This is a genomic window from Candidatus Macondimonas diazotrophica (genome assembly GCF_004684205.1).
In the GTDB taxonomy this organism is placed as follows: Bacteria; Pseudomonadota; Gammaproteobacteria; order UBA5335; family UBA5335; genus Macondimonas; species Macondimonas diazotrophica.
On the sequence record NZ_SRIO01000004.1, the window covers coordinates 147,427 to 171,817 of the forward strand.

Genomic DNA, 24,391 nt, shown 5'->3' on the forward strand with positions numbered 1-24,391 from the left:
CGGCTGCCCCGACCGTTCCCGATCGGGAGACCGGTTCGGGCAGCCGCGGACGCGGCCGTGCTTCAGTCGAGCTTGACCTGGTCCAGGCCCTCAGGTGCCGGGGGATAGTGCATGCGCAGTCGGGTCAGGGTGTCCACCAGAATGGTGGTGACGATCAGGTCGCGCACCCATTTGTGGTTGGCCGGAATCACATACCATGGCGCATGCGGCAGGCTGGTGACGGTCATCGCGTCCTGATAGGCCTTGATGTACGCATCCCAGTATTCGCGTTCGCGGATGTCCGAATAATCGAATTTCCAGTGCTTGGTGGGATCGTCCAGCCGATCCTGCAGGCGCTGGCGTTGTTCCTCGATGCTGATGTGCAGGTAGCACTTGATGATGGTGGTGCCCTCATCGCTCAGCATGCGTTCGAAATCGGCGATGTGACCGAGCCGGCGCTGCTGTTCGCGGCGGGACTGGTGGCCGCGGGCGCGGGGCACCAGAACGTCTTCGTAGTGGCTGCGGTTGAAGATCACAATCTCGCCGTTGGCGGGCACCTTGCGGTGTACGCGCCACAGGTAGTCGCGTGCCTGTTCCTCGGTGCTGGGCGCCCGGAAATTGGCGACTCGGACGCCCAGGGGATCGATGGTATGGAATACCCGGCGGATGGTGCTGTCTTTGCCAGAGGTATCCATGCCCTGAAGAATCAGCAGGATGCGGTGCTTTTTCTGGGCATAGAGCAGGTCCTGCAGTTCATCAAGCCTCTCTGCAAGCTGCTCGCGTCGATGGACGCCCTGGGCCTTGTCGCCATCGGTGACCCACTTGTCGCCCGGATCCCAGCGCGTGAGTCGGACCCGGCTGCCCGGTGCAATCCGGTAGCGGTCGCTGATGTCGGAAAGTTTGCTCATGCTTTCGCTCCGCGGGAAATTTGCTTGAATGGAGGGACGAGAGGCCATCACGACCTTCGTTATGCCACATCCAATCAGGGAGGATAGGGAATTCATGGCGCGCGTGCATTTGTGGGAGTGGGAAGACCTGCCTTGGGTTCCCGACTTCATTCGCCGGTTCATTACCGATCATCTGCGTTTTCTGGCCCATGTGACCGGCCTGTTCCAGCCGCTGATGCCGCAACTGGTCGGTGCGCTGCGCGAGAGCGGGGCGAGCCGCATCGTGGATCTGTGTTCCGGTGCGGGCGGTCCGGTGCCCGGTTTGCTGCCCCAGCTCGATGCGGCCGGCGGGCAGGACATTCCGGTCATCCTGACTGATCTGTATCCCAACCGGGCGGCGTTCGCTGAACTCGAGGCCGTTACCGGCGGCCGCATCCGCGGCTGGCCGGAGCCCGTGAGCGCTTTTGACCCGCCGGCCGAGCTGACGGGGTTCCGGACCATCTTTACGGGTTTTCATCATTTCCGGCCCGAGCAGGCCCGGCGTATCCTGGCCGATGCCGTGGCCAAGCGCGCTGGCATCGCCGTCTTCGAAGCCCAGGAGCGGGCCGTTCATACGGTGGTCCTCATCCCGCTGCTGGTATTTGTGGCCGGGGTTCTGTTCACACCCTTCGCCGGGCGGGTAACCTGGCAGCGGCTGGTCTTTACCTATCTGATTCCGATTTGCCCGCTGGCGTTTGCATGGGACGGTTTCGTCTCATGTCTGCGCACCTATTCGCCGGCCGAGCTGCGCGCCCTGACGCAGGATCTGGACCGGCCGGACTATCACTTCGAGATCGGCAAGCGCTGGCTGTTCGGGCGCTTTGGCTTCCCCTACCGGGCGACCTATCTGATCGGACTGCCGAAGCCGGCTGCGAACTGACCCCCCAGCGTTCCCCGTCGGACCGCCTGGTGGGCGGTTGCATTCGGTTCCGTCCGTCCCAATACTGCGCGGCGAGTGGGCAGTTGGAACGGACAACGTTGAAGACGGTTTTTTTTGCAACGGTGGCAGCAGGACTCGAAGACTTGCTGGCCCCTGAACTCGAAGCCCTCGGTGCCCGGGACATCCGGCGTCAGAGCGCGGGCGTGCAATTCACGGGCGATCTGGCCTGCGGCTACCGGGTGTGTCTGTGGTCGCGTCTGGCCAGCCGTGTGTTGCTGCGCCTGGATCACTTCCATGCGCCGAACGCCGCTGCGCTGCGATCCGGCATCGAGCGGATGTCGTGGGAGGATCACCTGTTGCCGGACGGCAGTTTCATGGTCGCGTTCACCGGCACCTCGGCGGCCATTCGCAACACGCATTTCGGTGCGCTTACGGTCAAGGATGGGCTGGTGGACCGGTTTCGTGCCCGCACCGGACGTCGGCCCAGCGTGCGTGCCGAACGTCCCGATCTGCGTCTGGCGGTGCATCTGTTTCGGGAGCAGGCCACGGTCTATCTGGATCTGGCGGGAGAGAGCCTGCACCGTCGGGCCTATCGACTGGAAGCCGGCCCGGCCCCGTTGAAGGAATCGTTGGCTGCCGCGGTGCTCCTGCAGGCCGGCTGGCCGGCGTTGGCGACATCGGGTCAGCCCTTGTTCGATCCGCTGTGCGGGGCGGGGACGCTGCTGATCGAAGGCGCCTGGATGGCCGGGGATGTCGCGCCGGGGCTGTTGCGATCCTATTTCGGTTTTCAGGGCTGGCTCGGCCATGTGCCGACATTGTGGCAGCGTCTGCGCCAGGAGGCGCAGGCTCGTCGGATCGCCGGTCTCGACCGGTTGCCGGTCATTGCGGGACGCGACGCCGATGCCCGCGTCATCCGCGTGGCGGAGGCCAACGTGGCCCGCGCCGGCCTGACGGGACGGATTCATCTCACCCCGGGCGAGCTCGGCGACGCGCACCCGCCAGGCGACACCCAGGCCGGTCTGATGGTCGTCAATCCCCCGTATGGCGAACGGCTGGACAGCGTCGGGACATCGCGAACGCTGCATGCGACGCTGGGCAGACGGGTAGCGACGGCGTTTGGCGGCTGGCGCGCCGCCGTGATCAGCGCGCTGCCGGAAGCGGGATCCCTGATGCGCGGTCCGCATTCGCCGCAGCTCGAGGTGGCCAATGGTGCCATCCCCTGCGGGGTCTGGGTCTGGGATGTTCCCGCAACAGGGGCTTCCGACGCGCCGGGCGCTGAGGCCGCCATCGTCGCGGATCCCGGTGCCGAGGCCCTCGTCAACCGTCTGCGCAAGAACATGCGTCATCTGGGGCGGTGGGCGCGCCGCGAGGGCATCGAGGCTTACCGGGTCTATGATGCCGATCTGCCCGAGTATGCCTTTGCCATCGATCGCTACGGCGATTGGCTGCATGTGCAGGAATATGCGCCTCCGGCCAGCGTGGATCCCGAACTGGCGGCACGGCGGCGGGCGACGCTGCTCGCCGGCTTGCCCGAGTGGCTGGAGGTTCCGCTGGATCGCGTCGTCTTCAAGACCCGTGAACGCCAGCGTGGGCGGGCGCAGTATGTCCGGCAGGATACGAAGGGTGAGGGGCAGGTCATCCAGGAAGGGGGGCTGCGCTTTTGGGTCAACCTCACCGATTATCTCGATACCGGCCTTTTTCTCGATCATCGGGCGACCCGCGTCCTGTTGCGCGAAGCCGCTGCCGGCAAGCGATTTCTCAATCTGTTTTGCTATACCGGCAGCGCGACGGTCTATGCCGCTGCTGGGGGGGCACGCTCGACGACTTCAGTCGATCTGTCGGCAACCTATCTCGACTGGGCACAGGAAAACCTGCGCCTCAATGGCCTCGATGGCTCGCAGCACCGGCTGATCCAGGCCGACGGCCGCACCTGGATCGATGAGGATACGGGAACCTATGATGTGGTCTTTCTCGATCCGCCGACGTTTTCGAACTCCAAGCGCATGAGCGGAACCTGGGATGTGCAGCGGGATCATGCGGCGCTTATCGCGGCAGTGATGGCGCGTCTGGCGCCGGGTGGGCAGCTGGTGTTCTCGACCAATCACCGCCGTTTCCGGCTCGATGCCGAAGTTGCGGAGCGCTGGCAGGTGGCTGATCTCAGCCGGGCCACGCTGCCGCCGGATTTCGCGCGCAACCCGGCCATTCGCCGCTGCTGGCGCATTACCCCCCGCTGAAATACGGCCCGTCGTCCGATGCGTTACCGCAAGGCATGCACAGGCATGGCTAGGGGGTATCGGGCCTTGCAAAACGACGTGTCGGGTCAATTTGTGCCCGTATCGCGGGGGTTGTCACCGGAGTCGCGAGCTTTCCCAAACCGAACGGCTCCTCTGATGAGACCGATCGGATTCGGCTCCCCGGCAGCCTTCAAAGCGCAAAGTTAATTCAAGCTATTGGTTTTATTTAAACCGATCGGTTTTTTGGAGCGGACTGCCAGTCGTCGGATACGCCGCCGTGCGGCAATTCCCAGCGTTGGCACGCGGTGTGCAATATTTCATGTGACGGTGAATAAAGGGCCGGGACCAGACCGACAAGAATATCGAAAAAATCCGCCGAAAATCAGAGATAACGCCGCCAATGCATCGCCAAGAATGAAGCTGGAATACCACACCCGCTCGGATGGCTCACAATAACAACAAGAAGAAGACTGACCGGCCCTCGCTCGCGAGGGCCGTTTCTTTTTGCGATTCCCGATGCACCGAGCGACGGTCAGCCGGCCGCGGCTTCGGGGAGTATCGGCTGTTCTTCGAGGCGTTCGTCGTTGCCGGGCACCATGCTGCCGGCGCGGGTGAGCACCCGTCCCAGCCGATCCCGGCCGTGAACCGGTGTGTACTGCTTGCCGTCCCAGGCGATCTGTCCGGCGATGATCACCTGCGTCACGACACCGTCGGAGCGGTTGACCATCTGCACGTTCTCGAAGATGTCGCGATGCTGCATCACCGTGCTCGCTTGCGGATCGTAGGCACGCAGCGCGGCAGGATCGATCAGGATCACGTCGGCCTGCGCGCCGAGATCGAGGGTGCCGACATCCAGGTTGAACAGGGCCGCAGGGTCGCGGGTCAGCCGCCGGACCTGCTTGGCGACGGTCTCGAGACCGTCTTCATGGGCCAGCTGCAGGGTGCGCAGATTGCCGTCGAAGAATGCCATATTGGTGAGGTGGGCGCCGGAGTCGTTGAAACCCGGGAGCGTGTTCTCATCCAGCAGCAGTTGCTTGAGGATTTCGCGGCGCGTGTTGGCTGTGGTCATCGCCCAGCGGAACTGGCGGTCGTAGCGGCGCAACAGGTGCATCATGAATTCGGCGTCGTCGACGATGGGATTGGGGAATTGCGCGAACGCAGCGCCTTCGGCTTCGCTCAGATGTCCCGTGCGTCCTTCGGCCTGTTGGTACCGCAGCAGCCGATCATAGATCGCCTGCATGTTCTGCCCGCTCCACTCGGGCATGTCCGGAACCGAAACCATTTCCATGTCGCGCAGATCGCGGTTGAAGGTCGTCGGCTCGAAGCCCAGACGGCGCGCCAGGCGGGCGAGATTGAATCCCTGCTTGCCGGACATCCAGTCTTTACGGAACCGCACCTGGTAGCTCGGATCGTTGAGCAGGCGCTGGCGGCCCTCGCGGTCGTCCAGTTCCAGGGCGATGAGTTCGCGAAATGCCGGGCGTTCTTCCATCAACGGAGAAGTGACGCCGTCGGCATAGACCTTGAAAGGTGCCGATAGCGCCTGGAAGGCAAAACGGCCTTTGACCAGTTTTGAGTTAATCAGGCGATTGACGCGCAGCAAGCCTTTCCATGCCATGGGTTGCGACTTCAGATCCATGGCTGCGGTGGCAGTCATGCGCAGCGATTTGCCGTAAATGCGTTTGCTGCCCATCATCATCAAAGACAGCGTGGCGAGCTTGGCATCGGGGTTGGGGGTGAACTGGACGATGCCATCGTAGGATCGCACCACCTCGCACAGGGCGCGGATCTCCTTGCGCGTGGCATGCTGGGCCGGAATGCGTTCGCCGCGGTAAGGGTCGTTGGCCAGATAGTGCAGCGGCAGGCCGTCGGTGGACAGACCGACGTAGCCGGCCTGCATGCATTCATCCAGAACGCGGCACATTTCGACGATCTGTTCGTCGGTCGGGCGGTCGCTCAGGGCGCCCGGCATGCCCATCACCGCGACACGCAGCATGGTGTGGGGCACCATGGGGCAGACGTTGGGGCCAAGCGCCAGATCCTTGAAGTGTTTCAGGTACTCGATGGGGTTGTCCCAGGTGATGTGGCCATCCAGCGCCTTGACCAGCACGGGTTTGGGCATGTTTTCGACCCGGGCGAAGCAATCGACGGTCGGATTGTCCTCCAGCGCATTGCCCCAGCCGTAGGACTGCAGACCGAAGGCGAGTCCGAGACTGCAATTGCTCATCACCACCGTGGTCGTACCGTGGCGCACCGATTCGGGCAATCCGGGGTCGATCTCGACCTCGAGGTCATAATGGGTATGGATGTCCAGCAGTCCCGGCATCAGCCATTGACCGGTGCCGTCGATGACAGTGCGGGCCCAGCTCGATTTGAAATCCACACCTTTGGCAGCAATGCGCCCCTGATGGATCGCAATGTCGTAGGTTTGTGGCGCCTCGCCACTGCCGTCGAAAACCAGAGCGTTCTTGATCAAAAGATCCCATGTGGTCATGTGTCCTCTCCTCCTCATCACCGCATCCTGCGGATTATCGACACGCGGTGGCTGCTGTCGCGCGACACCGGGTCGTCTGCGTTCCTGTCCCCATCATAAGCCCGGTTACAAAAAAAAGGAAAAAATGCAAGCCCCGCCGGACCGTCTAAGCTTCTTTTGTCTCTTCAGTGGCTTAGTCGCTCTGGCTGCGACGGCCATGAGGGACGTCACCCAAAAATGATCAAGGAGGCGATAAACATGGCGACAGGGATGATCGTCCGGGGGTCCGCGTGGCGGGCCATTGTGCACGGGCAACGTTCGGTGCAGCCGCCGAGGCCGGTGAGCCTATCGCATACGGCACGGTCGATGCGGCGATGTTCGAAGAAGCGGTGACCGCGTACCGAAACAATCCCATCTATCTGGTCGCCAACATGCCCTTGCTGCGAGCGCTCACGCCGGAGCAACTGGCCGAGGCGATCGAGCGGCTCGACATGACGCATTACAGCGACCTGCATCCCGTGGTGATCAAAGGATCCGCGATCGCTGGACTGGTCGGAAGAGCGCTGCGCAGGTCTCGGTCATGGCGGTACGCGGGGATCGCATACAGTCCATCCCGTTCCAGATCGCCGGGATGGATGAGAAAGGGTGGGTTTTCCTGCCCGAGGTGTCGCCCAACCCGGTACGGGGGCGCTGCGGCATCATCGACCCGATCGACGAAATCGTGTTCATGTACCGGGATACCGGATTATGACCCCTACGAGACGAAGCGACACGATGCGATCGCGGGCCGAATTCTCCAGGAGCGGCGCTTCGAGCATGGCGGCCGGGCGCGCTATGCCTATCTGGTCCAAGGTGACCCAAGGCGCAACGGGGCGGATTATGTCTCTTTCGACGCCGAGACCGGGATCTCCCGCAACCGCTACGACGCGTTCCGCACCGATCCGGCCGATTTCCTCGACTTCCAGGACTTTTGCGCCAACGGGGGGCGCGTCAGGACAAGCGCGTGCTCGACGCCATCTATGGTGGGCTGGAGACTGGCGTGTTCACATCCTGGCCGAAGCTGCGGTTCAACACCATGGACGACATCCGCCCGGAACTGATCTTTGCCAAGGACGGTGCGGTTCGTGCCACGGGGGTGCTCAAGCTGCGGATCATCGTGGCGGGGATTCCCGTCTTCAACATCCTCTCGCAGGTCACGGTCCACGATCAGGGCATCACTCTGCCCGTCTCCATCCAGGTCACGGGGGGTGAGGTCTTGACCCGTGTGCTCAATCAGCCGCACTTCATCCTGGCCCTGGATTTCAACGATATCCAGGGCGGACGGGCGAACGCCGCCGGCAGCCGTGATCCGGATGCCTATGCGATTGGGGAAGTCAGCTGAGCGAACTGGGGCGTACGGCAACCATTTCGCACGAGAAGAACTGGCTGTGGATGGGCAGTCGCCTGGGCTGGGATGTGTTCGCGCGCTTCGATATCCCGCCGGGCTGGCCGGAAGATCTCCGGCTTCGGTATCAGGGTGATCCCAACGCCACGACATTCTGGAAAGATTTTCCGGGCGCCAGCTCACGGATCGGCGTGGATGCCCGGGGCCTTCGAGTCGGCAAACTCGACATCTCGTTGACGGTGATTCTGTGGTTTCCCGATACGGTCGGTCCCGGCGGACCGCGGCGTTTCGCCGAGGAGATGTGCAACCCTCCGGCTTGGACGGCGCGCGCATGTTCAGCCGCTCGGCTCGCCGGCATGAACTGAGCGGTCAACGCTGGAAGCTTTCAGGGCCAGAGGGGACGAGGGCCCTGGGAGGGGCCTCGTCCCTGCATGCATCTGGCCCTATGGGCGAGTGCCGCAATCGGGTGTCGCGATCAGTGGAACAGTACGAAAGTGTGGGTATTGGACCAGGACAAGTCGATCGGGTCCCAATTGCCGCTGCCGGCTTTGCTGACGTACGTGTTGCCGGAGTTTTTGCCGGTCATGCTGAAATTCCAAGAGGGGGATACCTCCCAGTTCAGACCGGCACTCGTATCGATTTCAACACCGCCCAGGACGGGCGATGTGGTCACGTTGAAATACGGGGCGGTATAGCTCGGATTCCAGGCAGCCGAGGCAGCGTAATTGAACAGGACGCCACTGTAGCTGGCCTGACCATTCACGTCAGACAACTCGGCTTCGTTCAGTTCGACCATGGCCGCCTGGGCGACGACCGGGGCAGCCAAAAGGGCAATCAGCGGCATGTGTTTCAGACTCATGAGCCAGGACTCCTTAAAACTGTTTTGATTCAGGTCTGCGAAACGAGACTTGCCGGTGGGAACCGGCATTTGCAGTCTGACACCCCGGAGTGACGCATTTCTGACACTTCTATGAAGGTTCGATCGCGGATAGACCGATTGGGCCGGTCCCTGCGATCGCGCAAGGCAGCCGAATTGCTGTCTTGCGCGATGGTTACGGACACCCGGATGCATCGGGGGTCGCCGGATGGTGATGGGGTGAACACTCACGGCACAACGGCGATACGCGTCTCGATCGCCGCGGAGAACGGTTGGGGCAGGCGCTCGACGTGATCGATCAGGGCGTCCAGATCCACTGGACCCACCACACGCCCCGTTCCCTCGGGCAGCACACTGAAATTGTCGCCGCCGTCTGCGATGAAATTGTTCACGGTAATCGAATAGGTCGCGCCCGGATCAAGGGGTGCGCCATTGATCTGGATGCTCCCCGCATCCACGCGATTGTCGGCATGACCGGGACCGTTTTCGTGCCAGCGGTAGGTCAAGCCTGCGGGTTTCAGGATGCGCGCAAAAGGTTGGCCGTCCCACTGCTGATTCAGCAGGGCCACGATCTGGTTACCGGTAAGATTCAAACGCACCAGATCGTTATTGAATGGCTGCACACTGAACAGATCGCCCCAGGTTACCTCGCCGGCCGCAATGTCGGCACGGATGCCTCCTGGGTTCATCAGGGCGATGTCCGTGCCCAGCGCCGCGCGCTGCGCATCGGCGATGAGGTTGCCGAGTGCGGATTCACCTGCCGGGCTCTCGGCACGGGTGATGTCGGCGCTGGCTTGCCCGATCACTCGATTAACCAGAGGGGCTACCCGTTCGTCGGCCCGGGCCACCAGGTTCGCGATGGCATCGTCAGGGTGCAGGCCCGGACCTTCATCCGCCCAGGTGGTGACGACGGCGGCAGATTTGTGAATGACATCGCGCGATCGGGGGTCGAGCGCCAATTCGATATCGCCATAGGCCGTCCCGGCGGAAAAGGCCTGGGTGACCAGAATCAGCTTGCCGTGGGCATTGGGCATCAGGGTATTGGTGAAGCTGTGGGCATGGCCGGACACTACGACGTCGACCTCATCGTCCAGTTGCGACACGATGTCGCCGATCGCGCCGTCCAGCGCCTGTGGTGCATCGCGGGTGGGGCCGAGATAACTGGTCTGTCGGGTGCCTTGATGGATGGCCACGACGATGGCGCGCACGCCCCGACGCTGCAGGGCACGGACCTCTTGATTGATCGCAGCGGCCTCATCGACGAACCGGACACCCGCCACGCCCGACGGCGTGACGATGGTGGGGGTCTCCTTGAGCACGGCACCGACGAAGCCGACGCCAATGCCGCGGATCCGCTTGATCGTCGACGGCGGATACAGCGTTTTTCCCGTGGCGGTGTCGACCACGTTGGCAACCACTGTGGCAAAGCGTGCCCCGCGCCAGGGATCTTCGAGGAAAGGTCCGTCGGCATGGTTGCCGCCGTCCAGCAGCCGGGTGAGCTCGGTCACGCCCTCGTCGAATTCGTGATTGCCCAAGGTGCCGATCACGTTGCAGCGCGGATGCATGCGTTGTTGCGGCAGGACGCCGCAATGCGGGTTGGCCAGAAGATTCAGGACGCTGATGGCCGGTTCATCCTGCAGCAGCGCCGAGTTGGGCGGACTGGCACCGACCTGATCACCGGCTTGGACGATGAATGCGCCATCGGGGGCATCCGCGGACGCCTGCTTGAGGTAGCTCGCCAGTACGGCCGCTCCGCCTGCGGGCCGTCCGCCTACCGAGCGGGGGGAAAGCTGGCCATGAAAGTCATTGATTCCCAGAATCTTGAAGCGAATCCACTGTCGTGGAGCGGGTGCCTCCCGCGCTGTCCAGTTCACGCGCAAGCCCGCCTGCGCGCGTGCCGCCATGCCATCTTCGTCGGCATCGGGCGCATGCGTTCCCCCGGCCTGCACCAGCGAGGCCGTGAACAAACAGATGATGGCAAGCCACTTGGTCAACGACAAACCAGATCGGATGAACAGCATGATGGGTTTCCTCACCTCGGAGCCAGCGGTGAGCAAAAGAATGATGCCGCCGCACTGCGCTCGAGTGACGCGGCGATGGCGATTCGGTGACGATGGCGTTAGACGATGCGGCCGCTGACCCGGCGCGGCTCCCCGGTCCCTGTGGTGACGGGAGCGGCTGATCCGGGACGAAGCAGGGGTGTGAGTCCCTCTTGTCGATCGGGCATGGCTCTGATATACAATCGCGGTTTATTTTTGTCCCCGGCCCGGGACAGGCGATTAGCTGAGGAGTACCGCGATGGCGGCCACTGACCAACCGAGCCAGTCTTCCATCCATCCCCCCGTGAAGGGCTTCGAGCCCTATCCGATCCGGGAGGGTGAGGAGTATATGAATCCGGCCCAGCAGGCCCACTTCCGGGCGATCTTGCAGGCATGGAAACGGGAGCTGATGGAAGAGGTCGACCGCACGCTGCACCACATGCAGGACGAGGCGGCCAATTTTCCCGATCCCAACGATCGCGCCAGCCAGGAATCGGACTTCAGCCTTGAACTGCGTACCCGCGACCGCGAACGCAAGCTGCTCAAGAAGATCGACGAAGCCCTGAGTGCGCTCGATGCCGGGGACTACGGCTATTGCGAAAGCTGCGGCGTCGAAATCGGCATCCGCCGTCTCGAAGCCCGACCTACCGCCACCCAATGCGTGGACTGCAAGACGCTCGACGAGATCCGCGAGCGCCAGATGGGGGGCTGAGCCCCTTACCCGGTTGCGCTGCACCCGCTGTGGCCATCCCGTGCGGCCGCTTCGCTCCGTCACCGACCGGCCCTTTGCATTTCGGATCACTCGTCGCCGCCTTGGCGAGCTTCCTCGATGCGCGCGCTCGAGGTGGGCATTGGCGGGTCCGCATCGAGGATCTCGACCGGCCTCGGGTCATTCCCGGAATGGCCAGTGACCATCTGCGCACCCTGGAACGCTTCGGTCTCCACTGGGATGACGACGTCCTGTACCAAAGCCATGGCGCCGAACGCTACGCCGTTGCCCTGAGGCAACTCGAGCGGGCGGGATGGCTTTACCCCTGCATCTGCAGCCGTTCGGACATTGCCCAGGCCGGGCTTGCCGGTGCTGAGGGTTACCGTTACCCCGGTACCTGTCGCACGCGATCCGGATCGGCAACGGACTCCGCCGCATGGCGGGTGCGCGTGGAGGCGGCGCCCATCGAGTGGCCGGATCTGGTGCAAGGGCCGCAGCGGCACGCGCTCGATGCGCTGTGCGGCGATTTCGTGCTGCGCCGGGCCGACGGAATCATCACCTACCAGCTTGCCGTAGTCATCGACGATGCCATCCAGGGGGTAGACCGGGTGGTGCGCGGTGCGGATCTGATCACCTCGACTCCACGCCAGATCCATCTGCAACGCCTTCTGGGCCTGCCGACGCCGGCCTATGTGCATGTGCCGCTGGCGCTCGACCGGCAGGGCGACAAGCTGGCCAAACGGCTGGGCGCGGCGGCGGTGGCGGCCGCAGAGCCGGTTCCTCTGCTGTGTCGGGCGCTCGCCTTCCTTGGGCAGAGCCTGCCCCCGGAGGCGCCTCGTCTCGGCCGCGACACCTTGCTCGGCTGGGCCATCCAGCATTGGGATGTGGGGCGGATCCCGCGCGGCCAGGGCTGGCCAGCGCCGCCCTTGCCGAATGTCGCGGACAGCCCCGAGATGTGAGCCCGGGCGCCGGCGGTCGGATCGGTGTCAGGTGACGCCGCGGCGGACGAATCGCAGCGGTATGGCCGTGTCCGCTGCCGGCGGTTCGTCCGGCTCACCGCCGCCCCGGACCGCGGATGCGCTTGCCAGCCAGTTGACTTGCGGGCCTTCGCTTGCCCCCAGGGCTGCGAAGTCGAACAGCGTGGGGTCGGCCAGATGCGCGGGGCTCACATTGCGCAGGGCGGCGAAGATCGAATCGGTGCGGCCGGGGTACTGCCGCTCCCAATCCTGCAGCATCTGCTTGATTGCCTTGCGCTGCAGGTTTTCCTGTGAACCGCAGAGGTTGCACGGGATGATGGGAAAGTCGCGGGCGCGCGCATAGCGGGCAATGTCGGCTTCGGCGCAGTAGGCCAGTGGCCGGATGACCACATGGCGCCCATCATCGGACAAGAGCTTGGGCGGCATGGCTTGCAGCTTGCCGCCAAAGAACAGGTTCAGAAACAGCGTTTCGACCAGATCGTCGCGATGATGGCCCAGGGCGATCTTGGTGATGCCATGCTCGGCGGCGAACCGGTAGAGGATGCCGCGGCGCAGGCGTGAACACAGTCCGCACGTCGTCTTGCCTTCCGGAATCACCGACTGGACGATGCTGTAGGTATCCTGTTCGATGATGTGGAAGGGCACACCGAGTTCGGTGAGATAGGTCGGCAGCACCGTTTCCGGAAAACCCGGCTGCTTCTGGTCGAGATTCACCGCCACGATTTCGAAGTCGACCGGCGCGCTGCGCTGCAATCCAAGCAGGATGTCCAGCAGAGTGTAGGAGTCCTTCCCGCCAGACAGGCACACCATGACCTTGTCGCCGGGTTCGATCATGCCGTAGTCCTGGATCGCCTGACCAACCTGATGGCGCAAGCGTTTTTTGAGGCGCTTGAAGTTGTGGGAAACATCGGTGGAGGGGATGGACATGGGTCGAGGCTCGGCACGGCGATCTTGGGGAACGCCATTGTATACCGCCCGTCCAATTCTTCTGAGCCGTACCTTGTCCGAAGTGAGGATTCGATGAACGTCCAGCCCGATGCGTTTCCGGAGCGTTTTCACCCCGCGCTTCGGTGCTGGTTTACTCAGGCCATCGGAACGCCCACGGCGATACAGGCCGCGGCGTGGCCACGCATCGCCGCCGGTTGCGACACCCTCATCAGTGCCCCGACCGGCTCGGGCAAGACGCTGACCGCCTTTCTGGCAGCGATCGACACGCTGGTGCGCGAAGCACTGGCGGACGGACTACCCGACGAGACCCGCGTGCTCTATGTCTCGCCGCTGCGCGCGCTGTCCAATGACATCGACAAGAACTTGCAGCCGCCGCTGGCCGGTATTGCCGATCTGCTGCGTGCCGGGGGGAGTCCCGAGGTCGCGATCCGGACTTGGGTGCGCACCGGCGACACGCCGGCCGGCGAGCGTCAGCGCATGGTTCGCACCCCGCCGCACATCGTCGTGACCACACCCGAGTCACTCTATCTGCTGCTGACCAGCGCGTCCGGCAGGCGCATGCTGCGCACGGTGCGGACGGTCATCGTCGATGAGATCCATGCACTGGCCGGCACCAAGCGCGGCGCACATCTCGCCCTGTCGCTGGCGCGGCTCGACGCCCTGACGGGCCAGCGCGCGCAGCGCGTCGGCCTTTCTGCCACCGCGCAGCCGCTCACTGCCGTCGCGGCGTTCCTGACGGGCCGCGCCACCGGGTGCGCGATCGTGGATGCGGGTCATCGCCGGCAGTGGGACCTGGCCTTGGAGTTGCCGGATGCACCACTCGAAGCGGTCATGTCGAACGAGGTCTGGGACGAACTCTACGACCGCCTGGCGCAGCGCGCGCTGGCCCATCGCACCACGCTGGTTTTCGTCAACACGCGGCGGCAGTGCGAGCGTCTGGCGCGCCAACTGGCCGATCGGCTGGGCCGCGATCAGGTCGCCGCCCATCACGGCAGCCTGGCACGCGAGCATCGTCTGGCCGCCGAGACGCGCCTGAAGGCCGGGACCCTGCGCGTGCTGGTGGCGACGGCGTCGCTTGAACTCGGCATCGACATCGGCGAGATCGATCTCGTCTGCCAGATGGGCTCGCCGCGCAGCATCAACGCGCTGCTGCAGCGCGTCGGCCGTTCCGGCCACGGGGTGGGGCGCACCCCAAAGGGCCGGCTGTTTCCGCTGAGCCGGGATGACCTGCTCGAATGCACGGCGCTGCTGCGTGCGGTGCGCGACGGCGCGCTCGACCGGCTGTCGATTCCGCCCGGGGCGCTGGACGTGCTGGCACAGCAGATGGTGGCGGAGGTGGCTGCGCGTGGTGAGATCACCGAGGCGGCGCTGTGGACGCAGCTCGCGGCCGCCTGGCCGTACCGGGCGCTCGATCGAGCGACGTTCGATCAGCTCGCCGAGTTTCTCGCCAACGGGGTGGACACCCGGCGCGGCCGACGCGGCGCGCACCTGTTTCGCGATCACGTCAGCGGGATGTTGCGGCCGCGCCGCGGCGCGCGCCTGAGCGCCCTGCTGAACGGCGGCGCTATCCCCGATCTGTTCGACTATGACGTCATGCTCCAGCCCGAGGGGGTGCGCGTCGGCACGGTGAACGAAGACTTTGCCTTCGAAAGCATGGCGGGCGACATCTTCCAGCTCGGCAATCGCGCCTACCGCATCCTGCGTGTGGAGACCGACCGGGTGCAGGTCAGCGATGCCGGAGCGGTGCCACCGGGCATTCCATTCTGGCTGGGCGAGGCGCCGGGTCGGAGCGATGCCTTGTCCGAGGCCGTTTCGGATTTGAACGCGGCGACCCAGACGGCGCTGGCCGCGGGCGGGGTCGAAGCAGCGCGGACCCTCTTGGCGCGCGACTATGCACTGTCCCTGCCGGCAGCCGATCAACTGGCGCAATACCTCGGCGCGGCGCATGCGGCCCTGGGCGCGCTGCCGACCCATGATCACCTGATTCTGGAACGCTTTGTCGACGAGGTGGGCGATCCGCATCTCGTCATCCACAGTCCCTTGGGCGCCCGCGTCAACCGCGCCTTCGGACTCGCGTTGCGCAAACGCTTCTGTCGCCAGTTCAATTTCGAGCTGCAGGCCGCGGCGCTGGAAGACAGTTTGCTGCTGTCGCTGGGACCGACGCACCAGTTCGCGTTGCTCGATGTGCCACGGTATCTGCATTCACGTACAGCGCGCGGCGTACTCGTCCAGGCGCTGCTGGATGCACCGTTCTTTCCGGCGCGCTGGCGCTGGGTGGCTACCACCGCGCTGGCTATCGCACGCCGCCAAGGCAGCCGGCGGCGGCCACCCCAATTTCAGCGACAGGACGCCGAGGATCTCATTGCGCTGATCTTTCCCGATCAGCTGGCCTGTCTGGAGAACATCCAGGGGGAGCGCGAGATTCCCGATCATCCACTGGTTCGGCAGGCCTTGCGGGATTGCCTGGATGAAGTCATGGATGCAGACGGACTGGAGCGCTTGCTGAAAGGCCTCGAATCCGGCGCCGTCCAGGTGAGCGGGCGCGATCTCCCCGGGCCGTCTCCCTTGGCTGAGGCGGTGATCAACGCCAAGCCCTATGCGTTTTTGGATGATGGCGAGGCCGAGGAACGGCGCACGCGCGCCATTTCCACCCGCAGTGCAGCCTGGGCCGAGGCTGCCGTGCCGAACGTGTTCGACGCGGCCGTGGTTGCGGCCGTTCGGGATCAGATCCGGCCTGCGCCGCGGGACGCCGAGGAACTGCTTGATGCGCTCGAGGTCTGCGGTTTTCTCACCGCCCAAGAGGGCGCTGCTGCTCATCTTGAGGCTGGAACGTGGTTCGACGCCCTGTGCCAGGCCGGGCGGGCGCAAGCCGTCAACCCGGGGCCCGGCGTCGCGCTGTGGGTGGCGCGGGAACGGCTGGCCGAAGTGCGGTCCGCCAGCCAGGCGTCCGAGGGATCAACCAAGCGCGCCGCGGCCGCCCTGCAACGCATCCTGCTCGACCGCCTGGCAAGCTGCGGTCCCCTGAGCGCTGCCGAACTCGCCGAGTCTTTGGCGATCGCGTCGGCGGCGGTGGAATCGGCGCTCGAAGCCTTGGCCGCACGGGGTGAAGTCATGGCCGGGCGCTTTACCACGCTGGAGTCGTCACAGTGGTGCGAACGGCGTGTCCTGGCGCGCTTGCAACGCGCCAGCCTGCAGCGGCAGCGCGCGCAGCAGGAGGCCGTCGGCGCGGCCGATTTCCAGCGGTTTCTGTTTCAATGGCAGGGCCTGGATGCACCGCCTCAGGGCCCGGATGCCTTGTGTGCGGCACTGGACCATCTGGCCGGCTGGTCGGCGCCCGCACCGGTCTGGGAACGCGAGCTCCTGCCGGCCCGCGTCAAGGGGTTTGCCCCGACGGATCTCGATGCTGTGCTGGCGCAGGGCCGCTACCTCTGGTTGCGTCTGTCGCCACCGGTGGGTTCCGATACGGCTGACCGGCCGCGCTTTCGCGGGGGCAGCCTGGGCCAGATTCCGCTGACCCTGATTCCGCGCGGACAATGGCGCACGTGGCGCGCCGTTGCACCGATGCCCGATCCGGCTGCGATACCGCTGTCCGGCACTGCACAGACGATCCTGGCCGCACTGGATACCGGCGGCGCGCTTTTTCACGAAGAACTGGTCGCCGAATGCGGCATGCTCCCGAGCCATGTCGATCTGGCGCTGACCGAACTCGTGGGGTGGGGCTTGATCACGGCGGACGGCTTTGCTGCGTTCCGTCGATCGTCGCATGGGGGCACACGCCGGCGCGGGTTTGGTGGTGGACGGCGTGCCACGCGCGCGAGCGCATTGGCGCAGGCCGGGCGCTGGTCACGGTTGCGGCCGCTCGCGGCAACCGCGGGCACCCCGGTGCGTTTCCCGACGCATACGCTCGAGACCCTGGAGGCCATCGCCCGAACCCTGCTGCGCCGCTACGGGGTGGTGTTCAAGGCGCTGATCGCGCGGGAGGCGCCGTTGCCGCCCTGGCGTGAACTGCTGTACGTGTTCTGGCGCCTGGAAGCGCAGGGCGAGGTGCTGGGCGGACGCTTCGTCGCGGGCTTTTCCGGCGAGCAGTTCGCACGGCCCGAGGCGGTTGGGCTGCTGCGCACGCTGGCGCGGCAACCCGGGCGGGGCGAGCCGCGGATACTGTCTGCCGCCGATCCCTTGAACCTTGCCGGCATTCTCACGCCCGGCGAGCGTGTTCCGGCTTTTCCGGGGCGGCATGTGTATTACCGCGATGGGCAGGTCGATCCATCGGGTGAAGCCGCCGGATCGTTGCACCGGGCGCCGGGATCATAGCGCCGATCCCGGCGCCCGGCGACTGAGCGAGCGCGGAGGGATCAGGGCGAGATTTCTTCGTGAACGGCGCGCACCATCCGAACCCGGAAATACTGCGCAAGATCGAGATCGGCCTCGAGCGTCACAACGGCAACTTCTTCCCGGGCAAGCAGGTCTTCCAATCCACCCATATTCTTGACGGCCTGGAACTCGACATCGACGGTGGTACTTTCCTCGCCGGGCAGATGGCTGTCTGAAAACGAGAAGGTCGCTACTTCAACAGGTTCGCCGTTTTGCAACGGTGTGGCGAATTCGGTGCCGCGTACCGTCAGCCGGAGGTTGGTGAAGACGATCTGGGCCAGGTGGGGCCCCAAGGCTGCCGATGCATCGTTCCATAACTGGAAGCGCACTGTGAAGGTTTCACCGACATTGACCGCATCACCGTCCTGATGCGCGAGATAATTGGTCAGGCGCAGCTCATTGCGGATGGCCTGGTAGAACTTTTCAAGGTCCATCGTGTTCTCCTCTGTATGGTCAGGCATCGCAGGCGTGGCGGAGCGCCGATCGCATCGCAGCCGTGGGCGATGTGCTGGATCCGGCGACCCGTTCGCCGTCTGCAGATGATGTTCACATCCAGAGCCGTCCCCTGGCATGATCCGCGTCAAGATGCCCGGTCGCTATGAGAATGCGCTCCGGCCGCCGGTGCGGCTACCGTTTGCTGCACAGGGGCACACCACAAAAAACGCCGAGGAGTCCCCGGCGTTGATTTCAGAAACCGAGCGGGTCGGATGTCGTCACAACAAGGCGGCGACGCCGTCGCGTTCCTCTTTCAGCTCCTGATAGGTTGCATCCATGCGCTCGCGGCTGAAACCGTTGATTTCGAGGCCCTGAACGATCTCGTATTGCCCGTTCTTGCAGATCACGGGGTAGGAGTACACCACGCCTTCGGGAATGCCATAGCTGCCATCGGAGGGGATGCCCATGCTGACCCAGTCGCCTTCGGCGCTGCCCAGCGCCCAGGTGCGCATGTGGTCGATCGCGGCGGACGCGGCCGATGCGGCCGACGACGAGCCGCGGGCCTTGATGATGGCGGCACCGCGCTGCTGCACGATCGGGATGAATTCATCGGCATACCAGCCCATGTCGACCTGCTCCAGTGCGGCCTTTCCGCCGACGGTGGTGTGGTGCAGGTCCGGATACTGGGTGGAGGAATGGTTGCCCCAGATTGTCACCCGGCGCACGTCGTTCACGTGCTTGCCCAGCTTGGCGGCGATCTGATACAACGCGCGATTGTGGTCCAGCCGGGTCATGGCGGTGAACTGGCGCCGGTCCAGGCTCTTGGCGTTGCTGGCGGCGATCAGGGCGTTGGTGTTGGCCGGGTTGCCGACCACCAGCACACGGATATCGCGGCTGGCGTGCTGATCCATGGCCTTGCCCTGGACCGAGAAAATCTGCGCATTGGCTTCCAGAAGATCCTTGCGCTCCATGCCCGGGCCGCGGGGGCGGGCACCGACCAACAGCGCATAATCGGCGTCCTTGAAGGCTTCCTCGGGTCGATCGGTGGCGATCACGTCGGTCAGCAGCGGAAACGCACAGTCGTTCAGCTCCATGACCACGCCTTTCAGCGCTTCCTGAGCTTGCGGGACTTCCAGAAGCTGCAGGATCACGGGCTGATCGGGGCCCAGCATGGCGCCCGAGGCGATGCGGAAGTTCAGTGCGTAACCGATCTGGCCAGCGGCGCCGGTTACTGCGACGCGTACAGGTTTTTTCATGGAAGACTCCGTAGGGTTCGCGGATACCAGTGTATTCACCGGCGTCGATCAAAAACGTTCCGGCACAGGCCGTAAAAGGCGGCTAGTGTAACAAAATTCAGGTGGGCGACATGGAGACGACCGGCTCGAACAAGCCCAGAACCGTCCCATCGGGCGCCCGGATCCGCGCGTAGCGGCCATAATCCGGGATATCCACCGCTGTCTGCGCGATCGCACCGCCCAGCGCGGGCACACGCACCAGGACCTCATCGAGATTCTCGATGGCGATGAACGCCTGTTGTGTTTCGCCTGCCGGCCGGTCGGAGACCTGAAGCAGGCCGATCCTCGGGCCGTGTTCAGGGCTCGTCTCCCGATAGCGTTGCCCATGGTGGATGAAGGTCCAGCCGAACAGTTCACCCAGGAAGGTGGACACTGCCGTGGCATCCCGGCAGTGCCATTCCACGTGCGAGATCCAGGCGCGTGCGGTCACGGCAGGTCGACGCGCGTGGCGCCTGGGAAGGCAAGGATGAAGTCCGGCCCAAAGCATCCGGCGGGCGTGGCGTAGCCAGGCGGGCATTCGCCGGCGAGCACGCGTTGGGCGATCTCGAGCGCGGTCCAGGCAGTGAGCGTGTAGGCATTGGGCAAGGTCAGCCGGGCGTGGACGCAATGGCCCGCTGTGTCGCACGCCTCGCCCCAGCAGACCGTCATTTCGCGTGCCCGGGCTTGGGAGTCCGGCCCGACGAGGGTGCGCTGGATGAGGGCCTGAAGCACTTGCCGGAGCGCCGCAAAGCGCAGCAGACCCTGCAGTCGCGCCCCACGTCGGATCCACCGGATCGCCGCAGGCGGCAGGATGAGGTAGGTCTCGATATTGGGGATGCCGGTTGTGTGCCAGGCGGTGGCGACATCGCCCCAGGGGATGGTCATGGCCTCGACTGACTCTTCACCGAGGTCGAGGGTGCGACACTTGTGAGCCAGCGGCACGCGTTGCAGCGCGCCGTCGCGCCGAATCCAGCCCGCCTCGTGGCCCAGTTCGATGGCTGTTCGGGCGGTACCGCGGGACAGCCGGTTCAGGCCGCGGAAGGCCAATGCCAGATGGCTCGCCTCGGGTAGTGCGCGTTTGAGATGGGCGGCCAGACAGTCGGTCGGCACCACATCGAATCCGACACCCGGCATCAGCAGGATGCCGGCTTCCCGGGCCGGTCCGTCCAACGCCATCAAGGCGTCGAAAACGGGAATTTCACCGGTGATGTCGAGGTAGTGGACCCCGGCTTGCAGGCACGCACGGGCGAGTGGTTCGGCGGTGTGGACGAAGGGGCCGGCGGCGTTGAGCACCACGCCGACATCGTTTAGATTCGCGGCGACCGTGTGCGGATCATCCAAGTCGAAAATTCGTGCGGCACAACCGTATTCCGCGGCGATATGACTTACCGCAGCGGCGTTGCGTCCAGCAACGATCAAGGGAACCCCGGCTTCTCGGGCCCGGTCTAAAATCAGTCCAGCGGTATAACCGTTGGCGCCATAGAGCAGAATATGCGGACTCATCGGGTTCCCTCGGTGTCCTCGGATGACGTCGGATTGATGTGCGCGACACGGAAGCGTCAAACTGTCGCGCGTCTTGCAAAGGATAGTGAGAGATGAAGCGCACCATACACTTCTTGATCGGTTGGATCTTCCTTTTGAGCTTGCCGTGGGCGGCGAACGCGGCTGAGTGGCATCTGGGCAAGGATGCGGACGGTGTTCGGGTCTATTCGCGCGATGCCGCCGACGGAAGCATCGAGGTGAAGGCCGAAACCACGCTCGATGTGCCGCTCGCCAGCGTCATGGCACTGATCGTCGATTACGACGCTGCGACCCGTTGGCGCAGCGAGATGATCAAATCGATGAAACTGAAAGACCACCCCAATGATCGAACCTGGATTCTTCAGGTCCATGCCGAGCCGCCATGGCCGCTGCCTGCCAGCGACAACGTAATCGAAGCCGTGCTCTATGCCGAGCCGGAGCAGGTCGTCTACAAGTACAAGGAACGACCGGATCTGCAGCCCCCGGGGACCACCAGTGCCCTCGGCGCCATGAACGGCGAGTGGATCCTGCGTCCGGCGGGTCCGCAACGGACGAAAGTGATCAGCGTCATGTTCATGAAACCAAGCGTTCCGGTGCCCAACTGGTTGATCAAGCGCATGGTGTACAACACTCCCCATGAGCAGATGCTCAAGATGGGCAAGGTCGTCCAGGAGCCGCAATATCGACCCGCTGCGGTGTCGCCCAAGCTCAAGGAATTGCTGGCCCCGACCTTGAAGTCAGCCATATCCGTCGAGCGGAGGGCATCCGCTTCCTGACGCGTGTATTGCATCGGAACTCCAGGGTCTAGGGTGGTGGCGGCCATTTCGCAGCGTGAGACTGTAAAGCCGCTGATCGGCAGGCCGATGATCAAAGGATCACGGCCCACGCAGGCGAACGATGGCAACAGAATGCGGTGCACGTCTCGCGCATATCCATGGGGATTGCTTCGGTATCCGGGAGCATCTCCTCGATGAGCATCTGCGGGACGTCGCCCGCCGCGCGGCCGACCATGCGGAGGCCTTCGGCGGACAGGATTGGGCGTATCTGGCCGGTCTGTGGCACGACCTCGGAAAGTATCGGCCGGGATTTCAGCGTTATCTGCGCGCGGCCAGCGGTACCGAGGCTGAGAACGCCCATATCGAGGGCGGCGCCGGGCGGGTGTCGCACTCCACCGCCGGTGCCTTGCTCGCCTGCGAGCGTTTCGGCACGCCCGGCCGGGTGCTGGCCTATCTGATCGCGAGCCACCATGCCGGACTGTACGACTGGCATTCCGATTCAAGCAGCCTGGAAATGCGGCTTGGCTCGGACGCCGGTCGTACCGAGCTCGCCGAAGCGTTGGCGGCGGCGGCACCGCCAATTCTCGACCATGGCGACTTCGCCCCGGATCTGCGCACCGTGCCAGGCGGTTCGGCTGGCTTCGCGCTGTGGCTGCGGATGCTGTTCTCGGCGCTGGTGGATGCCGACTTCCTCGACACCGAAGCCTTCATGGATGAAGGCAAGGCCGCCGCGCGCGGCGCCTGGCCGGATTTGGCGACGCTGCGCGGGGCGTTCGATGCCCACATGGCCCGGCTCGCGGCGGATGCGCAGAACACGCCCGTCAACCGCCTGCGCGCCCGCATCCTCGCCCAGTGCCGCGACAAGGCACCAGAAAAGCCTGGCATCTTCTCGCTCACCGTGCCCACCGGCGGGGGCAAGACGCTGGCCTCGATGGCCTTCGCGCTCGACCACGCGCTCGCGCACGGCCAGCGGCGGATCATCTACGTCATCCCCTACACCAGCATCATCGAGCAGACTGCGGACGTGTTCCGCGGCATCTTCGGCGAGGCTGTCGTCGAGCACCATAGCAACGCCGAATCCGACCCTGGACGCGAGAACCTGCGCAGCCGCCTGGCCTGCGAGAACTGGGATGCACCCATCGTCGTCACCACCAGCGTCCAGTTTTTCGAATCGCTGTTCGCCGCGCACACCAGCCGCTGCCGTAAGCTGCACAACATCGTGGGTAGCGTGGTGGTGCTCGATGAGGCACAACTGCTGCCGCCAGAGTTTTTGAAGCCGATCCTCGGCGTGCTGAACCTGCTCACCCGCCACTACGGCGTGACCGTGGTGCTCAGCACCGCCACGCAGCCGGCACTCGCCCGGCAGGAATACTTCGATCCGCAAAAGAGCATCGCCGGGCTCGATGACGTGCGCGAGTTGATGCAGGGCGGCCCGCATGTCGCAATACCGGACGAGCTGTACCGGGACCTGCAGCGCGTGCGCGTGCGCCTGCCGGCCAACTGGCAAGCGTGCACCGCGTGGGAGGATCTGGCTGCCGAACTTGTAGCGCACGAAAGCGTCCTGGCGATCGTCAATACCCGCCGTCACGCCGCTGTGCTGCACGCCGTGCTGCCCAAGGACACGCTGCACCTGTCGGCGCTGATGTGCGGCGCGCATCGGGCGGACGTCATCGCCACCATCAAGGCGCGGCTCAAGGCCGGCGACCCTACGCGCGTGGTCAGCACCCAGCTCGTCGAGGCCGGCGTCGATCTCGACTTCCCAGTCGTCTATAGGGCACTGGCCGGACTCGACTCTATCGCCCAAGCCGCCGGGCGCTGCAACCGCGAAGGCCGGTTGCCGGAGTTAGGCGAAGTGGTGGTGTTCGTGCCGCCCGACGCGGCGCCGCCGGGCCTGCTCGCCAAGGGCGAGGGCGCCTGCCGCAGCGTGCTGCACGGCCACGCCGGCGATCCGCTCGACCGCACGCTGTTCGAGCGCTACTTCCGCCAGCTCTATTACCAGTGCGAGCTGGACAAGCACGGCATCGAGAAGCTGCTCACCGTGGATGGCAAGACGCTGGCGGTGAACTTCCGCACCGCCGCCGAAAAATTCCGCCTGATCGACGAAGCCGATCAGGCCAGCGTCGTCGTCCTCTACCGCGGGCCGGACGGGCAGGACGCCACCGTTGATCAGCGCCTCGCGCAACTGCGCCGCGACGGCAGCGCGCGCTGGTTGCTGCGCGCCTTGCAGCGCTACACCGTGAGCATTCCCCAGCGCGACGCCGAGCGTTTGCTGGCGCAGGGCGATATTGAGGAGTTGCTGCCGGGCCTCTTCGTGCAGGTGAGCGATGTGCTTTACCACCCGGTGCTGGGGCTGTTGACCGGCGATGTTGCGGCACCCACAAGCGCGTGGATCGTTGCTGGCTGAGCCGAGGATGGAAACCAATAGACGAACAGACACGCTATGCGGTCTTTGAAATTGTGGGGGGCTTGCGCCCCCCATTAAGAACCGTATTTAGCCGATCTTGGTTTCAATCCGCGTCCAAGCTAGGACGACAGCATATTACCTGTATTGAACCGATCTTGGAAATAAATTAATGTTGCGCCGTCCCTTC

20 protein-coding genes are annotated in these 24,391 nt (G+C 64.6%); 10 read left to right on the forward strand and 10 right to left on the reverse strand.

All coding sequences use genetic code 11. The features are described 5' to 3' along the window. Nucleotides 1-62: 62 nt before the first annotated feature. Nucleotides 63-887 (reverse strand): PPK2 family polyphosphate kinase, encoded by an 825-nt coding sequence (locus E4680_RS04595; RefSeq protein ID WP_135281213.1) that lies wholly within the window; start codon nucleotides 885-887, stop codon nucleotides 63-65. Nucleotides 888-981: 94 nt separating this feature from the next. Here E4680_RS04595 and E4680_RS14450 point away from each other — a divergent pair, with 94 nt between their 5' ends. Together E4680_RS14450 and rlmKL are read left to right on the forward strand one after the other, a co-directional pair. Next, nucleotides 982-1,785, forward strand: coding sequence for a hypothetical protein (locus tag E4680_RS14450; protein ID WP_240696114.1), 804 nt, complete (start codon nucleotides 982-984; stop codon nucleotides 1,783-1,785). Between the two features lie 98 nt (nucleotides 1,786-1,883). Then, entirely contained in the window at nucleotides 1,884-4,019 is a 2,136-nt protein-coding gene (gene rlmKL, locus E4680_RS04600) for a bifunctional 23S rRNA (guanine(2069)-N(7))-methyltransferase RlmK/23S rRNA (guanine(2445)-N(2))-methyltransferase RlmL (protein WP_240696115.1), read from the forward strand. A 532-nt stretch (nucleotides 4,020-4,551) separates the two neighbouring features. Here the strand turns inward: rlmKL and E4680_RS04605 are convergent. Both E4680_RS04605 and E4680_RS04610 read right to left on the reverse strand, forming a co-directional pair. After that, nucleotides 4,552-6,510, reverse strand: a complete 1,959-nt coding sequence (locus tag E4680_RS04605) for an N-acyl-D-amino-acid deacylase family protein (protein ID WP_167792382.1) — start codon at nucleotides 6,508-6,510, stop codon at nucleotides 4,552-4,554. 206 nt (nucleotides 6,511-6,716) lie between these two features. Then, complete coding sequence (locus E4680_RS04610; protein ID WP_135281216.1) at nucleotides 6,717-6,989, reverse strand: hypothetical protein; 273 nt, start codon at nucleotides 6,987-6,989, stop codon at nucleotides 6,717-6,719. A gap of 80 nt (nucleotides 6,990-7,069) precedes the next feature. On the opposite strand from E4680_RS04610, the gene E4680_RS14015 reads away from it, so the two are divergent. The 3 genes from E4680_RS14015 to E4680_RS04620 all read left to right on the forward strand — a co-directional run bounded on the left by E4680_RS14015 (nucleotide 7,070) and on the right by E4680_RS04620 (nucleotide 8,238). Continuing rightward, nucleotides 7,070-7,240: a hypothetical protein gene (locus E4680_RS14015; RefSeq protein WP_167792383.1), complete on the forward strand. Its 171-nt coding sequence runs from the start codon at nucleotides 7,070-7,072 to the stop codon at nucleotides 7,238-7,240. A 252-nt stretch (nucleotides 7,241-7,492) separates the two neighbouring features. After that, nucleotides 7,493-7,870: a hypothetical protein gene (locus tag E4680_RS04615; RefSeq protein ID WP_135281217.1), complete on the forward strand. Its 378-nt coding sequence runs from the start codon at nucleotides 7,493-7,495 to the stop codon at nucleotides 7,868-7,870. 50 nt (nucleotides 7,871-7,920) lie between these two features. Beyond that, complete coding sequence (locus E4680_RS04620; RefSeq protein ID WP_135281218.1) at nucleotides 7,921-8,238, forward strand: hypothetical protein; 318 nt, start codon at nucleotides 7,921-7,923, stop codon at nucleotides 8,236-8,238. A 110-nt stretch (nucleotides 8,239-8,348) separates the two neighbouring features. Here E4680_RS04620 and E4680_RS04625 read toward each other — a convergent pair whose 3' ends face one another. Together E4680_RS04625 and E4680_RS04630 are read right to left on the reverse strand one after the other, a co-directional pair. Then, nucleotides 8,349-8,732 (reverse strand): hypothetical protein, encoded by a 384-nt coding sequence (locus E4680_RS04625; RefSeq protein WP_135281219.1) that lies wholly within the window; start codon nucleotides 8,730-8,732, stop codon nucleotides 8,349-8,351. Between the two features lie 245 nt (nucleotides 8,733-8,977). After that, nucleotides 8,978-10,771: a bifunctional metallophosphatase/5'-nucleotidase gene (locus E4680_RS04630; RefSeq protein WP_135281220.1), complete on the reverse strand. Its 1,794-nt coding sequence runs from the start codon at nucleotides 10,769-10,771 to the stop codon at nucleotides 8,978-8,980. A 277-nt stretch (nucleotides 10,772-11,048) separates the two neighbouring features. Between E4680_RS04630 and dksA the strand changes: the two genes are divergently transcribed. Together dksA and gluQRS are read left to right on the forward strand one after the other, a co-directional pair. After that, nucleotides 11,049-11,501: an RNA polymerase-binding protein DksA gene (dksA, locus tag E4680_RS04635; RefSeq protein WP_135281221.1), complete on the forward strand. Its 453-nt coding sequence runs from the start codon at nucleotides 11,049-11,051 to the stop codon at nucleotides 11,499-11,501. A gap of 29 nt (nucleotides 11,502-11,530) precedes the next feature. Further along, on the forward strand, nucleotides 11,531-12,457 hold the full coding sequence (gene gluQRS, locus E4680_RS04640) for a tRNA glutamyl-Q(34) synthetase GluQRS (RefSeq protein ID WP_276605612.1): 927 nt from the start codon (nucleotides 11,531-11,533) through the stop codon (nucleotides 12,455-12,457). Between the two features lie 27 nt (nucleotides 12,458-12,484). On the opposite strand, the gene ttcA is transcribed toward gluQRS, so the two are convergent. Continuing rightward, entirely contained in the window at nucleotides 12,485-13,402 is a 918-nt protein-coding gene (gene ttcA / locus E4680_RS04645) for a tRNA 2-thiocytidine(32) synthetase TtcA (protein WP_135281223.1), read from the reverse strand. A 93-nt stretch (nucleotides 13,403-13,495) separates the two neighbouring features. Between ttcA and E4680_RS04650 the strand changes: the two genes are divergently transcribed. Continuing rightward, entirely contained in the window at nucleotides 13,496-17,734 is a 4,239-nt protein-coding gene (locus tag E4680_RS04650) for a DEAD/DEAH box helicase (protein WP_167792384.1), read from the forward strand. 41 nt (nucleotides 17,735-17,775) lie between these two features. Here E4680_RS04650 and E4680_RS04655 read toward each other — a convergent pair whose 3' ends face one another. From E4680_RS04655 to E4680_RS04670, 4 genes are all read right to left on the reverse strand, one after another. Beyond that, nucleotides 17,776-18,228 (reverse strand): hypothetical protein, encoded by a 453-nt coding sequence (locus tag E4680_RS04655; RefSeq protein ID WP_135281225.1) that lies wholly within the window; start codon nucleotides 18,226-18,228, stop codon nucleotides 17,776-17,778. Nucleotides 18,229-18,507: 279 nt separating this feature from the next. Further along, nucleotides 18,508-19,485: a malate dehydrogenase gene (locus E4680_RS04660; protein WP_135281226.1), complete on the reverse strand. Its 978-nt coding sequence runs from the start codon at nucleotides 19,483-19,485 to the stop codon at nucleotides 18,508-18,510. 97 nt (nucleotides 19,486-19,582) lie between these two features. Continuing rightward, nucleotides 19,583-19,927, reverse strand: coding sequence for a VOC family protein (locus E4680_RS04665; RefSeq protein WP_135281227.1), 345 nt, complete (start codon nucleotides 19,925-19,927; stop codon nucleotides 19,583-19,585). Between the two features lie 23 nt (nucleotides 19,928-19,950). Next, nucleotides 19,951-21,006 carry a saccharopine dehydrogenase family protein gene (locus E4680_RS04670; protein WP_135281228.1) on the reverse strand — a complete coding sequence of 352 codons (1,056 nt, stop codon included), beginning with the start codon at nucleotides 21,004-21,006 and terminating at the stop codon, nucleotides 19,951-19,953. Between the two features lie 92 nt (nucleotides 21,007-21,098). On the opposite strand from E4680_RS04670, the gene E4680_RS04675 reads away from it, so the two are divergent. Continuing rightward, nucleotides 21,099-21,800: an SRPBCC family protein gene (locus E4680_RS04675; protein WP_135281229.1), complete on the forward strand. Its 702-nt coding sequence runs from the start codon at nucleotides 21,099-21,101 to the stop codon at nucleotides 21,798-21,800. Nucleotides 21,801-21,921: 121 nt separating this feature from the next. Continuing rightward, entirely contained in the window at nucleotides 21,922-24,204 is a 2,283-nt protein-coding gene (cas3, locus tag E4680_RS04680; RefSeq protein WP_135281230.1) for a CRISPR-associated helicase Cas3', read from the forward strand. The last annotated feature ends 187 nt before the right edge of the window (nucleotides 24,205-24,391 follow it).